This is a genomic window from Mucilaginibacter aquariorum, from assembly GCF_024498135.1.
In the GTDB taxonomy this organism is placed as follows: Bacteria; Bacteroidota; Bacteroidia; order Sphingobacteriales; family Sphingobacteriaceae; genus Mucilaginibacter; species Mucilaginibacter aquariorum.
In genome coordinates this window covers 662860-679044 of record NZ_JANHOH010000001.1, presented here as the reverse complement: position 1 = coordinate 679044, position 16185 = coordinate 662860, and the positions used below count along the sequence as shown (strand labels likewise).

7 protein-coding genes and 1 pseudogene are annotated in these 16185 nt (G+C 41.5%); 7 read left to right on the top strand and 1 reads right to left on the bottom strand.

What is annotated here, in order from left to right; translation table 11 throughout:
* The first annotated feature begins 55 nt into the window (after nt 1-55).
* The 6 genes and pseudogenes from NPE20_RS02900 to NPE20_RS02875 all read left to right on the top strand — a co-directional run.
* Nucleotides 56-2458 (top strand): ABC transporter permease, encoded by a 2403-nt coding sequence (locus tag NPE20_RS02900; protein WP_256537097.1) that lies wholly within the window; start codon nt 56-58, stop codon nt 2456-2458.
* A gap of 45 nt (nt 2459-2503) precedes the next feature.
* Nucleotides 2504-4870, top strand: a complete 2367-nt coding sequence (locus tag NPE20_RS02895) for an ABC transporter permease (protein ID WP_256537096.1) — start codon at nt 2504-2506, stop codon at nt 4868-4870.
* A 214-nt stretch (nt 4871-5084) separates the two neighbouring features.
* Nucleotides 5085-7487, top strand: coding sequence for an ABC transporter permease (locus tag NPE20_RS02890; protein ID WP_256537095.1), 2403 nt, complete (start codon nt 5085-5087; stop codon nt 7485-7487).
* A gap of 142 nt (nt 7488-7629) precedes the next feature.
* Complete coding sequence (locus NPE20_RS02885) at nt 7630-8658, top strand: DUF4097 family beta strand repeat-containing protein (RefSeq protein ID WP_256537094.1); 1029 nt, start codon at nt 7630-7632, stop codon at nt 8656-8658.
* Between the two features lie 26 nt (nt 8659-8684).
* Nucleotides 8685-11054, top strand: a complete 2370-nt coding sequence (locus NPE20_RS02880; RefSeq protein WP_256537093.1) for an ABC transporter permease — start codon at nt 8685-8687, stop codon at nt 11052-11054.
* A 212-nt stretch (nt 11055-11266) separates the two neighbouring features.
* Nucleotides 11267-13630: pseudogene (locus NPE20_RS02875) on the top strand (ABC transporter permease); the annotation flags it as partial.
* Here NPE20_RS02875 and NPE20_RS26920 read toward each other — a convergent pair.
* Nucleotides 13624-13692: a YSIRK-type signal peptide-containing protein gene (locus tag NPE20_RS26920; protein ID WP_354003234.1), complete on the bottom strand. Its 69-nt coding sequence runs from the start codon at nt 13690-13692 to the stop codon at nt 13624-13626. The pseudogene NPE20_RS02875 and the gene NPE20_RS26920 overlap by 7 nt on opposite strands.
* A 65-nt stretch (nt 13693-13757) precedes the next feature.
* Between NPE20_RS26920 and NPE20_RS02870 the strand changes: the two genes are divergently transcribed.
* The gene (locus NPE20_RS02870; RefSeq protein ID WP_256537091.1) at nt 13758-16181 is read left to right on the top strand and encodes an ABC transporter permease; all 2424 of its coding nucleotides are present in this window, start codon (nt 13758-13760) and stop codon (nt 16179-16181) included.
* The last annotated feature ends 4 nt before the right edge of the window (nt 16182-16185 follow it).

Sequence of the window (16185 nt, the reverse complement as noted above, 5' to 3'; positions counted from 1 at the left end):
TTGGTCAGTTAAACAGGCCAATGACTGGTAACGTAATAATCTAACGCTAAATCATATGCTAAAAAATCACTTCAAAACCGCGTGGAGAAACTTTTGGAAACACAGAACAACCGGCTTCATTAATATTGCTGGTTTATCTGTTGGTATGGCTGCGGCAGTATTCATATTTATATGGGTACAAAACGAGTATAATTTTGATAAAAGCCAACCTGATGCCCAAAATATATATCGAATTAAAGATTATTTGGCCATAGATAAAGTAACCACCTGGGTTTGGGAAAATTCGCCCTATAACTTAGGCGAGGAAGCAAAAAAACAAATGCCCGAGGTGGAGGCGCTTACCCGTGTGCAACCTGTAAGCTACCAGCCGCTTTACTTGAATATCAGGGGCGAATTTTTCCCTGAAACTACCGCGGCTTATGTTGACGATGCCTGGTTTGATGTATTCAAAAATGATTTTATAAGCGGTAACGCCATAGCATTTAAACAAAACCCATTTAGCATTATCCTATCAGAAACTAAGGCAAAAAAATATTTTGCTAACCAGGATGCAATTGGTAAAATTATACGCATTGATACAATTGATTACCAGGTACAGGCGATTGTGAGGGATGCACCAGCAAATTCCAGCTTTAAATTTGATGTATATATCCCGGTGGCGGCAAGGCACGCCGATGTGAAACAAAAAGAGAATGAGCTACAGTGGGGCAATTTTAATTACCTAATCTTCTTAAAACTTAGGCCGGGTACCGAGATCAAAAAAACAGCCGCTAAATTACAGGGCATCCTAGAAAAGCACCGCGACCAAAAAAACCTTACAGTAGGTTTAACAAAGTTAACCGATATGCATTTTGAGAGCGACCTGCAAAACTCCAGTATTTTGCATGGCGACAAAAAAGTTGTTTTAATTTTTGTGATACTTGGTGTATTGTTATTGGTGATAGCCTGCATTAACTATGTAAACCTTACCACCGCAAGGGCCAGTTTACGGGCAAAAGAAGTAAGCATTAAAAAAATTGTAGGGGCGGGGCGTAAGCATCTGTTTGCGCAGTTTGTATCAGAATCTGCTTTGGTAAGTTTAATGGCGCTGGCGTTAACGGTGCTTATTATCAGTGTATTTTTACCATCGTTCAACAGTTTTACCGAACGCAACTTCTCGTTAACTGTGGGTTCGGGCTACCTGTGGTTTATTATGATAGCTACGCTGCTGATAACCATTGTTTTAAATAGTATATATCCTGCACTATTATTATCGTCATTTAAGCCGTTAAATACTTTTAGGGGTGCCAGTGTACTTAAAATGAAAGACACAGTTCTGCGTAAAGGCCTTGTGGTGCTGCAATTTACGTTCTCTATATTCCTGATAGTAGGTGTAATAACTATTTACCGTCAGCTGGCATTTATCCGCTCGCAAAACCCGGGCTACAATCGCTCGCAGATCATGTCTTTTAATATTCCGTGGAAACTGATGCGCCATTTAGATGATGCAAAAAAAGTGGCTGTAAAATCAACCATTAAACAAAGTTTATTACAGCAGGCACCTATACAGGCGGTATCATTAATAGGGTTGGGGTCTATCCAGGACAACAATAGTTATTCATCGGGAAGTGCAGATTGGGATGGCCGCCCCAAAGATTTTGACCCCGCCATTTCCTATTTTGATGTAGACCGTGATTACAACAAACTGGTAAAGCTGGATTTTACCGCAGGCAGATGGTTTTTGGAAGGTAAGGTAGATGAGCACAATGCCATATTAAATGAAACTGCTGCTAAAGAACTTAATCTGCATAAACCTTATATAGGGCAACGCTTTATATCGCAGGGCGATACAGGTGTGGTAATAGGCATGGTTAAAGATTTTAACTATCGAACCATGCATGATAAAATTGGCCCGGTCGTGTTTAAAAATAATACCGGATACAGTACAAATTATTTGTTAAAAGTTGCACCCAACAAACAAGCTGAAACCATAAAATTGGTAGAGGCCGTATGGAAAGAGAATTTTCCGGGGCAACCGTTCAGTTACAGTTTCCTCGATCAGGAGTTTGATAAGATCTATCGTAACGATGCAAAATCATCTGGTTTAATGTCGGTATTTGCTGTGTTGGCGGTTATTATTTCCTGCCTTGGCCTGTTTGGTTTGGCCGCATTTACCGCCGAGCAACGTGGCAAAGAGATAGGCATCCGTAAAGTATTAGGCGCGACAGTATCGGGCATTGTATCTCTAATATCAGTAGATTTTATTGTTTTAGTTATTGTGGCTTTGGTGATAGCGTCGCCGCTGGCATGGTGGCTTATGAATATATGGCTGCAAAACTTTGCCTACCGCATTGATATGCAATGGTGGGTATTCCTGTTGGCCGGTATTATAGCAGTGCTTATAGCTTTTGCAACCATCAGTTTCCAGGCTATAAAAGCGGCGGTGGCTAATCCCGTTAAGAGTTTACGGAGCGAGTAGGGATTTATGATTAGAGTTAGATATAGGGTTTAAAATTTCAATATCATGATAAGAAACTATTTCAAAATTGCATGGCGCAACCTGGTAAAGGATAAACAGTTTACTTTATTGAATGTGGTTGGCCTTTCGGCGGGTATTGCCTGTACTTTACTCATTTATTTGTGGGTACACGATGAGGTAAGCTACGACAAGTTTTTTGAGAATGATAGCCAGGTATATCAGGTTATGGAACACCGAAAAGGCGGGGAAAACCAGGGTCTTACAGATGAATCGTCGGGTTTGGTTAGCGAAGTTTTGAAAGTACAAAACCCCGAAGTGCTGTATGCCGCGGCTGTTGCACCTGCAGATTGGTATCAGAAGTTTACCCTTTCATCCGGAGATAAAAATATTAAAGCATGGGGGCAGTATGCCGGTAAAGATTACTTTAATATATTTTCCTTTAAAATGCTTGATGGCGAACGGGGGAAGGTGCTTAACGATAAAAACTCCATTGTAATATCTGACGAGCTTGCAAAAAAACTTTTTGGCACAAGCGAGAATGCTATAGGTAAGGCCATTAAGTTTCAGCATGATAAAGATTTCTTTGTATCGGGTGTATTTGAAAAGCTGCCTGTTCATTCATCACAGCAGTTTGATTTTGTATTATCGTTTGATTACCTGGCGGATGTTCAGGGCTGGGTTAAAACATGGAATAATGGCGGTCCGCATAATTTTATCATGCTTAAAAAAGGCACCGATGTTAATGCTTTTAACCAACGCATTGCCGGCATTATTTCCAAAAACAGCGGTGATACAACACGCAGCGCCTTTGCCATGAAGTTTTCTGATAACTACCTGCAAAATACATTTAACCACGGTGCAAGGGTAGGCGGTCGTTACGAGTATGTGAAGCTGTTTTCGCTGATAGCCATTTTTATATTGGTTATTGCCTGTATCAACTTTATGAACCTGAGTACCGCCAAAGCATCGGGCAGAATGATAGAGGTGGGTATTAAAAAAGTTGTAGGTGCCGAACGTAGTCAGCTCATTATCCAGTTCCTTTCCGAATCATTGCTGATGGCGATATTCACAATGATTGTGGCTATTGCGGTTGCCTGGTTATTGTTGCCGCAGTTTAATCTGCTTACAGGTAAGAATATAAAAATGCAGTTTGATTTGCCGCTGGCGGCGGTGTTGATAGGCATTACCTTGTTTACAGGTCTTTTATCAGGGAGCTATCCGGCGTTATATCTATCCAAATTTAAACCTTTAGCTATTTTAAAAGGGAAGCTTAAATCATCATTTGCCGAACTTGTTGCCCGTAAAGGTTTGGTGGTGTTTCAGTTTACGCTATCGGCCATGCTGATAGTTGCTGTATTGGTTGTATACAGGCAAATACAATTCATACAATCAACCAAGCTGGGTTATAACAAAGATAACGTCATCAGGATTGATTCGGAAGGTAAATTACAGGGTAATGAAGAGGATTTTACTACCGCTTTAAAAACTATTCCTGGTGTGGTAAATGCCAGTTTTACGCAGCACAACCTTATTGGTCGTAATTTTGGTTCGGCAGATTTGAGTTGGGAGGGCAAAAATCCACGCCAAAATGTTTATTTCGAGGGGATGTGGGCCGGCTATAACTTTATAAAGACCATGGACATGGAAATGGCTGCGGGCAGGTACTTTACAAAGGGCTTTGGCGACGAAAATAATAAGATTATCATCAATGAAACGGCAGCAAAGGCTACTAATCTTAAAAATCCTATTGGTAAAACCATCAAATGGGGCGATACGCCGTTCCAGGTTGTTGGCATTGTTAAAGATTTCCATTTCGAATCGTTACACGACGTGGTTAAACCAACCTTTATACTGTTGGGGCAGGGGGTAAACCCATGGTTTAAAGTTATGGTCAGAATAAAAGGCACGCAGCAAAAGGAAACCATCGCGCAGATTCAAAAAATGTACGAATCCTATAACCCGGGTTTTCCTTTCACCTTTAACTATCTTGACGAAGCTTATCAGAAACAGTATGAAACCGAAACCAGGGTATCTGTTTTAGCAGGATATTTTTCGGCACTGGCCATCATCATATCCTGCCTCGGTCTATTCGGGCTGGTTGCGTTCACCGCGCAAAAACGACAAAAAGAAATAGGCATCCGTAAGGTGATTGGAGCCTCGGTAAATAACATAACTGTTATGCTTACCAAAGACTTCTTGAAACTGGTGATAATAGCAGTCATAATAGCTTTCCCGTTATCGTGGTGGGCCATGAGCCAATGGCTGCAGGGCTTTGCCTACCGCATTGATATAGGTGCAGGCGTGTTCTTCATCGCCATAGTATCCATCGTAGTGATAACCTTGTTAACGGTTAGCTTTCAGGCTATTAAAGCAGCGATAGCCAACCCGGTGAAGAGTTTACGGTCGGAATAGATTTAAGAGTCAAGAATCAAGACATAAGACAGTTTTTCGATTCTTGACTCTTGATTCTAACATTTTGCTTCTGCTTCGGACTGTATCATAACCGAACATATACTGTTACACTTACGAACGTATTGCCAAATATATAATTGATTTAATTAATTGATAATTAGACTATTATATATTTGGCATTTTATTTAAGTTTATCTAGTCAAACAACATCGCCATGATCAGGAATTATTTCAAAATTGCTTGGAGAAACCTGCAGAAGCACAAAGCCTTCTCGTTCATTAATATATTTGGCCTTGCTATGGGTATAGCAGCCTTTTGGTTGATCGCGTTATATGTTACTGACGAATGGAGCTACGACAGGTATAATACTAAAGCCGACCGCATTTTCCGTGTTGCCCAGCATGGCCAATGGAACGGTGGTAAGTTTGATCTGGCGGTTACCTCGCCGCCATACGCGCCAACTTTAAAAGCCGAGTTCCCGCAAGTGGTTGATGCCTGCCGCATAGACCCTGAAGGTGGCAGCAAGATCACTTATGGCAATAAAACCATAAATGAAGGCAGTATGTTGTTTACCGATAATAGTATCTTCAACATATTCAGTTACCAGTTTTTGTATGGCGATGCTAACGACGCTTTATCAAAACCGCAAACCATTGTACTTACAAAAACACTTGCCGAAAATATTTTTGGTGATGCTGCCGAAGCCCTCAATAAAACAGTCACACTTGGCGACCAGCCGGCAACCGTTACTGGTGTTATAGCTGATGTCCCTGTAAACTCTCACTTTAGCTTTAAAGCATTGCGCGCCATACCCGCCGATTATACTAAAGGCTATGGCGGTAACTGGGGTAATTCAAACTTATATACCTACCTGTTACTTAAAGACCATGATGATCATAAGCAAATAGAGGCAGCCGGAGACGCTTTCTTTAAGAAGCATATTAAGAATGACCTGGGGCCAATGAAGTTTACTATGGAACTACAGCCGCTTACAGATATCCACCTGCGTTCGAACCTGAGTTATGAACTGGGCTCTAACGGCAATATCACTTATGTGTATGTGTTTAGCATTACCGCTTTGCTGATACTGGTTATCGCTATTATCAACTATGTTAACCTCACTACGGCAAGGTCATCCATCCGCATCAAAGAAATTGGCGTACGCAAAGTAATCGGCTCTGACAGGGCACAGCTAATGTTAATGTTTTTCTCCGAGTGTATCCTGCTTACCTTTATTTCTACCTTATTGGCTGCAGTTATTATCCAGTTTGTGTTGCCATACTTCAATCAGCTATCTGGTAAAAGTTTAATACTGCTGCAATTCGGCACTATACCAACAGTTGCTATATTTATTGGGTTCGCCTTATTAACAGGCATATTAAGCGGTATTTATCCTGCATTGTTCCTGTCAGGGTTTAAAACCATACCGGCCATGAAGGGGCAGTTGGGTAGCCAATTATCAACCATACTTTTCAGGAAATCATTAGTCGTATTTCAGTTTGTTATTACCATTGTAATGATAGCCGGTTCCTGTATTATCTACCAGCAATTAAACTACTTTCAGAAAAGAGACCTGGGTTTTAACAAAGCACAAACACTTACCTTTCATATTAATAACCGCGAGGTACGGGGTAAGGTAGATGCATTAAAGCAACAATTACTGTTGAACCCGGCTATTGAAAGCGTTGGTGTAGCGGGTAACCCTATCGGCAACAACAATATAGGCGGCGGCGATTTTAACCTTGGCCCCGATGGCAAGGCAACTTCCGAATCAAAGATCGTTCAAAACCTGCAGATAGATGAAGATTTTATCCCAACCCTGCAGATAAAAATGGCCGATGGCCGTAACTTCTCAAAAGCCATTACAAGCGATGTTAAAGACGCTATCATCGTAAATGAAACCCTGGTTAAAGAACTGGGCTGGAAAAATGCTGTTGGCAAACGCGTGCGCACCGGCGTTGATGAGCAAGGCAAAGTTATTGAGCAAACTATAGTTGGCGTAGTAAAAGACTTTAATACCTATTCGTTACAGCACAAAATAGCACCAATGACCATGGGGCTACCTGCCGAAGCAAAAGATAAAGACAATGTATATGTGCGCATTAGCAGGGGGAATGTACAGGCATCGTTAGATTATATCTTTAAAGTTTATAGCACTTTTGATATTGAGAATAAAGCTGAATTTCACTTCCTTGACCAGAACTTTGCAGCACAATATCAAACAGAACAAAAACAAGGAACTATCCTGTTAATATTCACCATTCTTGCTATTAGTATTGCTTGCCTCGGCTTGTTTGGCCTGGTAACCTTTACTGCAGAACAGCGTGTTAAAGAGATAGGTATCCGCAAGGTATTAGGCGCAAGTGTGGGCAGCATTGTAAACCTGCTATCAACAGATCTGATGCGTTTAGTAGTAATAGCCATACTTATTGCCAGCCCGATAGCCTGGTTTGCCATGGATAAATGGCTGCAGGATTTTGCCTATAAAATTACCATTAACTGGTGGGTGTTTCTGCTGGCTGGTGGGGGCGCGGCGCTTATAGCCTTTGCCACAGTAAGTATACAATCAATAAAAGCGGCATTAACAAACCCGGTGAAGAGCTTAAGAAGTGAATGATTTAGTCCATAGACCATAGTCGATAGTCCATGGAATGCGCGGCAATCAAAAGCTATCGACATGGTCCATGGACTATCGACTTTTTTTTAAACACATGCAACCAATGCCACTAAAAAGTGGTCTTCTAATAAACTTAAACATTATGAAAAAGTATTTCCTTTTATTATTGATGGCATCGCCGGTTTACTTTGCCTCGGCGCAGGATAGCAAAACGCCATATTACACCCGTGCATTAACTAACGACGGTATTAAAGCCGTATTTGTAAACACCAGTGGTGGCAGCATTTCGGTAAGCGGTGCGGGTACACAACAACCCCATATTGATGTTTACGTGGTGGGTAATAATAACCAAAGCCTTACCAAAGAAGAGATCAAAAAACGCCTGGAGGAAGATTATATCCTGAATATCGACATTCAGAACGGCGAGCTGCATGCAACCGCGAAAAGCCGCAGAAATAACATGAACTGGAGAAGATCATTAAGCATTGGCTTTAAAGTTTATGTGAATAAACAAACCACTACAAACCTAAGCACCAGCGGTGGCAGCCTTCACCTGGATAATTTAACAGGCAGCCAAAATTTTGAAACCAGCGGCGGCAGTATCAGTGTAGACAGGTTAACCGGTGTAATAAAGGGCGAAACATCTGGCGGCAGCATCAACGTTTCAAACTCAAAACAGGATATTGACCTGGAAACCAGTGGTGGCAGCGTAACTGCAAACAATTGCGAAGGCCGTATAAAACTGGAAACCAGCGGTGGGTCATTAAACCTTACCAACCTGAAAGGAACTATAAACGCGCAAACCAGCGGCGGCAGTGTTAGGGGCAGCAGTATAGATGGGGAATTGGTAACCGGTACTTCTGGCGGTAGCGTAAATTTATCGGCCATGTCTGGCAGTGTAGATGCTTCAACCAGTGCTGGCAGCATGCATGTACAAATGCTGCGTGTAGGTAAATATGTAAAAATTGATGCAAACTCGGGCCACGTAGATCTGGAATTACCAACCAGCCAGGGCGTAGATGTTGACCTAAGAGGTAACAACGTTAATTTTAACATCAGTGGTAAGTTTGAAGGCCACAAAGAAAAAGAACGGGTAACTGGCAAGCTTAACGGCGGTGGTTCACTGGTTGAAGTACGTGGCGATGGAACCGTTAATGTATCAGCAAAATAAAATATCACAATAAAAATAAGAGGTATATGTTAAAGAATTATTTCAAAATTGCCTGGCGTAATATCATCAAGCACAAAGGATTTTCATTAATTAATTCGGGCGGGTTAGCATTGGGTATGGCAAGTTGCCTGCTTTTGCTTTTATATGTAGCCTATCACCTTAATTATGATAAGCAGTTTAAAAATATCGATAACATATACCTTGTAGAAAATAACCAGCCCGGCGATGGTAAGATCTATACCTTCGCGGCCACGCCACGCCTGGCAGCGGCAACTATTAAAACCGAAATACCGGATGCCGTACGCGCGGTAAGGGTTATTAGCTATACTGCCGAGGGCTTGCTTACCTATAAAAACAACAGCTTTAAAAAATCGGGCTTGTTTGCTGACGATGGCTTCTTTGATATATTCTCCTACCATTTTATAAAAGGCACAGCGTCGAGCGCGTTAAAATCGCCAAATTCTATCATCATCACCCAAAAGCTGGCTAAAACACTTTTTGGTGATGAAGACCCCATGAATAAGATAGTTAAACGTAATAACCAGTTGCCGTTAAAGGTTACCGGTGTTATTGAGAATGTACCTGCAAACGCCACATTTCAGTTTGAATTTGTTTTACCATGGGTGATGTTTGAGGATTCGAACGCGTGGGCAAAAAATGCCGATTGGGGTAGCAATTTTGCCCGTACTGTTGTACAACTGAAAGACCCATCAGCATTAACGCGTGCCAATAGCATCATGAAAAACATGGTGGAAAGGCATAATGATGGTAACAAGAATCAGCTTTTTCTTTACCCGTTCAGCAAATTGCACCTGTATTCGGAATTTGTTGAAGGCAAACCTGTGGGAGGGATGATAGATCAGATAAAACTATTCATCACCCTGGCTATCTGTATTTTGCTGGTTGCCTGTGTAAACTTCATGAACCTGAGCACGGCCCGGTCAGAAGAGCGTGCCAAAGAGGTGGGTATCCGCAAAGCTATTGGTTCAAGCAGGGCATCTTTGGTTAGTCAGTTTATTACCGAATCAATCATTCTTTCACTGCTCTCTACGGCGCTCGCAATTGTTATAGTGATCGTTTCCTTACCTTATTTTAATAATCTGTTGGGGATACAATTGGCATTACCATACAGTAGCTTGTTTACATGGATAGCCATATTAGGCATTGGTCTGTTTACAGGCATACTCGCGGGCAGTTACCCGGCATTCTATCTATCATCATTCGAGCCTATTAAAGTTTTAAAGGGAATATTTAAAGGCGATAGTTCCGCATTGCCTTTACGCAAAGTATTGGTTGTAGTGCAATTTGGTTTTGCTGTGTTCCTGATAACCGCTACCATATGTATTTACCGCCAGATAAAATTTGTGCAGGAAAAATCTGCAGGGTTTGATAAAAACAACCTTGTAGAGATACCCATAGAAGGCGACCTGCAAAAAAATAGCGCCGTGTTGATAAACGAGCTAAAAAGCTCGGGTACAATTACTAACGCTACCATATTTTCGCAAAGTATTACCGAAAATGGCAATAATACATGGGGTGTAAGCTGGCCGGGCAAACGGGATGATGAAACCATATTGTTTGACGTGTTTAGCGCAGGTACAGATTTCACCAAAACAGCGGGTGTTAAGTTAATAGACGGACGTGAATTTTCACCTGATTATCCGGCTGATACTTCGGGCAAATCAGTTATGGTGAATGAATCAGCCGCAAAAGTGATGAAACTTAAAAATCCGATAGGCGCGCTGATAAAATGGGGCGATACGCAACTTACTATAGTTGGTGTGTATAAAGATTTTGTTTGGGGCTCCCCTTACGAAAAAACACGTCCTATGTTAACCAGTTATGGCGGCAGTAACGGTGCAACTATCGACCTTCGCTTAAACCAAAACAAAAGCATCAGTACCAATATAGAAGCTATAAACAAAGCCCTTAAAACATTTAACCCGGCTTACCCGCCAACCGTAAAATTTGTTGACAGCGATTTTGAGAAGAAGTTCCAGAACGAAAAGTTACTGGCTACACTGTCTAATCTTTTTGGTGGTTTGGCCATTGTTATATCATGCCTGGGCTTGTTTGGTTTAGCGGCTTATGCGGCCGAACAGCGCGTTAAAGAGATAGGTGTACGTAAAGTACTTGGTGCAACGGTATTTAACCTTACTGCCCTGTTATCAAAAGACTTTTTAAAACTTGTAGGTATTGCCATAGTATTAGCCGTACCTGTGTCTATTTGGGCTATGAACAAATGGCTGCAAAAGTTTGAGTACCGTATTACCCTAAGCTGGTGGATGCTGGCATTAGCGGGTTTAATTACAATAATTATTGCCATTACAACGGTAAGTTACCAGGCCATAAAAGCAGCGCTGGCAAACCCGGTAAAAAGTTTACGGTCAGAATAGATTTAGAATAAAGAGATGAGAGTCAAGAATCAAGAATGCTTTTTAAGTCTTGGTTCTTGACTCTTATCTCTTACATCTTCCTCAAACACTGTATCATTACCGAACAATCCCTGTTACGTTAACGTACATAGGAACGCTTTCTTATCTAACTAACTATTTGAAAATAAATTAGTTAAATAATTGGTATTAGTTTTAAGTATATCATATTTATCATGATAAAGAACCATTTTACAATTGCCTGGAGAAGCCTCACTAAAAACAAGGTATTTTCGTTCATTAATATGTCTGGCTTGGCTATTGGGCTTGCCTGTTGCATGCTCATCAGTGGCTTTTTGTATCAGGAATTAACCTATGATACCTATTCGGCAAATGCAGATCAGTTGTACCGGGTAAACCTGGGCGTTGCCGAAAATGGCGGCAGCACTGTTTACCCTATGGTTGATATCGCGGTAGGCGAGGGTATGAAAAATGCCTATCCCGAAATCATCGCGTCAACCCGCCTGGGGAGCCTTTCGCCTCAGTTTGTTAAATATGATGATCGTCAGTTTAAAGAGGCCAATATTGCTATGGCTGACGCCAATTTTTTAGAATTGTTCTCTATCCCATTACTTGAGGGCGATGCAAAAAGCTGCATGACCGAGCCTAATAGTATTGTGATCACTAAAGATATGGCCAAAAAATACTTTGGCGATGCAACTGCAATGGGCAAAATGCTTACTGTGGGCGATAAATCAATGAAAGTTACCGGCATTATTAATAAAGTACCGGATAACTCACACTTCCATGCCGATGGTTTTGTAAGCATTATAACCTACATTACCGGTAGGCGGGCAACCTGGAGCAATCTGGGTTATTATACCTACCTGCTATTAAATAAAAACACCGATCCAAAGAAACTGCAAGCCCACTTCCCCGATCTTGTAGCTAAATATGTAGTGCCCGAAATTCAGCAGGATATGGGTGTGAGCCTTGCCGAGGCGCAAAAATCGGTAAACACGTTTCTTTTTACTCTACAGCCAGTTACAGATATCCACTTAAAATCGCACACCAAATACGAGCGCGAGGCAAATGGCGATATGCAATACATTTACATATTTGGGGCATTAGCGGCATTTATATTAATACTGGCCTGTATCAACTTTACTAACTTATCTACCGCGGCTTCGGCAAAGCGGTCAAAGGAGGTGGGGATCCGTAAAGTGCTGGGTTCATTAAAAAGCAACCTCGTATCGCAGTTTTTGGCAGAATCTATCCTGCTTACCGGGTTTGCAATGGCGCTGGCCTTAGGGTTAGTTTACCTGTTATTGCCTTACTTTAATGATGTTGCCGGCAAACATCTTACCATGGCGTTTTATTTAAGTTATAAAGCTATTGCTATTGAATTACTGGTAGCCTTATTTGTAGGTACTGCCGCAGGAATTTACCCGGCATTCTTTATCTCATCATTTAAAATACTGAGCGTATTAAAAGGGAATAGCAATACACAAAGCAACCGTAGCTTATTGCGCAGCGGGTTAATAGTTTTCCAGTTTGCTATATCAACAGGCTTTATTATAGCTACCATGGTTGTTTATCAGCAATTAAGTTTTATGCAGAACCAAAAGCTGGGTTATGATAAAGACCAGGTAGTAGTGGTAAATGATACTTATACACTTGGGAATAATATCGAGCCTTTTAAGCAAACCTTATTGCAGGATAAACGAGTATTAAACGCCACCATATCCAGCGATGTACCTGTACGGGTTAACGATGGTACACAAATATATTTGAAGCCCACGGCTATGAACCAGCCGCATAACGAGATCCACGCCAACATTTATCATGTTGATGAAAGTTATGTACCAACCATGGGTATGAAGATGGCTTTGGGTCGTAACTTTTTACCGGCATCCCCCGGCGATTCATCTGCTGTTGTTATAAACGAAGCCGCTGTACGCGATCTGGGTTTAAGCAAAACCGATGCTATAGGTAAAACCATTGTGCGCTCGGGCCAGCACGAGTTTACTATAATTGGTGTGGTTAAAGATTTCCATTACTCATCGGCTAAAGAAGCAATTGCCCCATTGATGATGTTATACGGGCACAGCAACGGATCAATAATTGTAAAGGTTAAAACAGCCGATATGCAACCGTTTTTAGCTGACCTTAAAACAAAATGGGACGGCTTCCATGCAAGCGGGCCTTTCAGCTACACCTTCCTCGACGATCAGTTTGCTATACTCTACACTGCCGAACAGCGTACCGGTAAAATATTCACGGCATTTAGCGTTCTGGCGGTTATTATAGCCAGCTTAGGCTTGTTTGGCCTGGCTGCATTTACCATCCGCCAAAGGGTAAAAGAAATAGGCATCAGAAAGGTACTGGGTGCATCAGAGGTGAGTATTACCGGTATGCTATCAAAAGAGTTTTTAAAGTTGGTTACTATTGCCATTGTTATATCGTTCCCGCTCACCTGGTTTGCCATGCATAAGTGGCTGCAAGGCTTTGCCTATCGTATTGATATATCGTTGTGGGTGTTCCTGTTAGCAGGTGCCCTTGCATTAATGGTAGCCTTTATAACAGTAAGCTTTCAATCGGTTAAAGCCGCACTGGCCAACCCGGTAAAAAGTTTACGAAGTGAGTAACCTGTTTGCTTTATAGGTTGTCATATAGCCTAAGCAGAAGACCTGCCCGGGATATTGATTTACATTAATAATTTACGTCATGTTTAAAAATTATATCAAAACAGCCTTCAGGAGTTTAAAAAAGAATAAGGGCTTTACCATCATTAACGTATTGGGCCTTGCTTTGGGCTTATGCGTTTGTATGCTCATTATTTTTTATGTGATAGATGAGTTGGGCTACGATGCTTACAATAAAAAAGCCGACCGTGTTTACCGCCTCAACAACGAAATTAAGTTTGGGGGCAATACCAACAGTTATGCCGTATCGCCGGCACCATTGGCGCAAACCATGTTAAACGATTTCCCCGAGGTTGAAAAAGCAGTAAGGTTTAGGGAGCGCGGTAACTTTAAGGTACGCAAAGGCGACCAAAACGTACAGGAGCATAATTTTTTATATGCCGACCCGCAAGTATTTGATGTGTTTACATTCCCTATGCTGCATGGTGACCCTAAAACCGCTTTAAACGACGAAAAAAGTGTAGTAATAAACGAAACTACTGCGAGAAAATATTTTAATACAGATGACGCGGTTGGCAAAACGCTGACTTTTAACGATACCCTGTTTTACAAGGTTACAGGTGTTATAAAAGATATCCCGAAACAATCGCACATTAATTTTGATTTCCTGCTTTCGATGAAAGGATTGGATGAGAGCAAAGAGGATGCCTGGTTAAGCAATAACTTTAACACCTATATTTTATTAAAACAAGGCACCGATATTGAAAAACTTAAAGCAAAGCTCCCTGTATTAGTGAGTAAGTATGTTGGTGGGCAGATCCAGGCAGCCATTCATATGAGCTATGAGCAACTTGAAAAGGGAGGGAACTATTTTAGGTTAAGTGTAATTCCGCTAAGAGACATTCACCTTAAATCAAACCGTGTGGCCGAGTTAAGGGCAAACGGTAATATTCAATATGTTTATATATTTTCTGCTATCGCGATATTTATTCTGTTGATAGCCTGCGTAAATTTTATGAACCTAAGCACTGCCCGTTCATCCAATCGCGCCCGCGAAGTTGGTGTGCGCAAGGTGCTGGGCTCGCCGCGTAAATACCTTATCATACAGTTCCTTTCAGAGTCTGTAATGGTAACGTTCATCGCTACGGTTATATCTGTGATAGGGGCCTGGTTGTTATTGCCCGTATTTAATCAAATGGCAGATAAAGAGCTTGCCTTTACCGCAACAACCTTTGTATGGTTATTGCCGGCATTGCTTATTACCGTAGTGGTAATAGGTTGTTTGGCAGGCTCATATCCCGCATTTTTCCTTTCCGCATTCCAGCCTATTGATGTTTTAAAGGGCAAATTATCAAGCGGCTTTAAAGGTGGCTTTTTGCGCAGCTTTTTAGTGGTGTTCCAATTCTCTATATCCATCTTTCTGATCATAGGTACATTGGTTATCTATCATCAGCTTAAATTTATTCAAAGTAAAGACCTGGGCTATAACCGCGAACAGGTAATGCTCATAAATGATATCGAAATTTTAGGCAATCAATCAAAAGTGTTTAAAGAAGAATTAAAACGACTGCCGGGCGTAGTAAACACCACCATGACGGGTTTTGTACCAACCAGTAATTGGCGCAACAGTACCACTTTCTTCCAGGATGCTACGCTGGATATCAAAAAGGCCCTTTCCAGCCAGATCTGGGATATTGATGAGGATTATGTAAGTACCATGGGCATGAAAATAATAGCCGGTCGTGCTTTCTCAAAAGCCATGAAAAGCGATTCATCAGCCCTAATAATTAACGAGGCTGCTGCTAAAATTTTAGGGTTTAAAGATCCACTTAACAAAGAGTTGTATCAATCTATAGATAACAGCGGGAAAAAGTTCAAAGTTCTTCATATTATAGGGGTTGTAAAAGATTTTAACTTTAATACGCTTCGCGAGAATATTACACCTGTACTATTTTCTTTGAACGAGAGCAGGGGGAGCATCGCCGTACGTATCAATACCGCTAAAACCACCGCTTTATTAGCGCAGGTGAAAGAAAAATGGCGCACCCTATCGCCCAACCAGCAAATGGATTATTCCTTTATGGATGAAGATTTTGAAAATACTTACCGCACCGAGCAGCGCATGGGGAACATTTTTATTGCCTTTACCACCATGGCTATTGTTATTGCATGCCTTGGCCTGTTTGGCCTTGCCGCTTACGCTGCCGAGCAGCGTACTAAAGAAATAAGTATCCGTAAGGTGTTGGGTGCCAGTATTTCTATTATAGTGGGAATGCTTTCCAAAGATTTTATAAAATTGGTTATTATAGCTATCCTGATAGCATCGCCAATAGCATGGTTAGTTATGCAGAAATGGTTGCAGGGTTTTGCTTACCGCGATGGTATAAAATGGTGGATAATAGCCGTGGCAGGTGGTGGAGCAATGGCAATAGCATTTATAACCATCAGCTTTCAATCTGTTAAAGCCGCGTTGGTTAACCCGGTTAAAAGCTTAAAGAGCGAATAAGATA

Coding starts and splice junctions, on each gene's coding strand:
- NPE20_RS02900 (WP_256537097.1), top strand. CDS start 56: ATGCTAAAAAATCACTTCAAAACCGCGTGGAGAAACTTTTGGAAACAC.
- NPE20_RS02895 (WP_256537096.1), top strand. CDS start 2,504: ATGATAAGAAACTATTTCAAAATTGCATGGCGCAACCTGGTAAAGGAT.
- NPE20_RS02890 (WP_256537095.1), top strand. CDS start 5,085: ATGATCAGGAATTATTTCAAAATTGCTTGGAGAAACCTGCAGAAGCAC.
- NPE20_RS02885 (WP_256537094.1), top strand. CDS start 7,630: ATGAAAAAGTATTTCCTTTTATTATTGATGGCATCGCCGGTTTACTTT.
- NPE20_RS02880 (WP_256537093.1), top strand. CDS start 8,685: ATGTTAAAGAATTATTTCAAAATTGCCTGGCGTAATATCATCAAGCAC.
- NPE20_RS02870 (WP_256537091.1), top strand. CDS start 13,758: ATGTTTAAAAATTATATCAAAACAGCCTTCAGGAGTTTAAAAAAGAAT.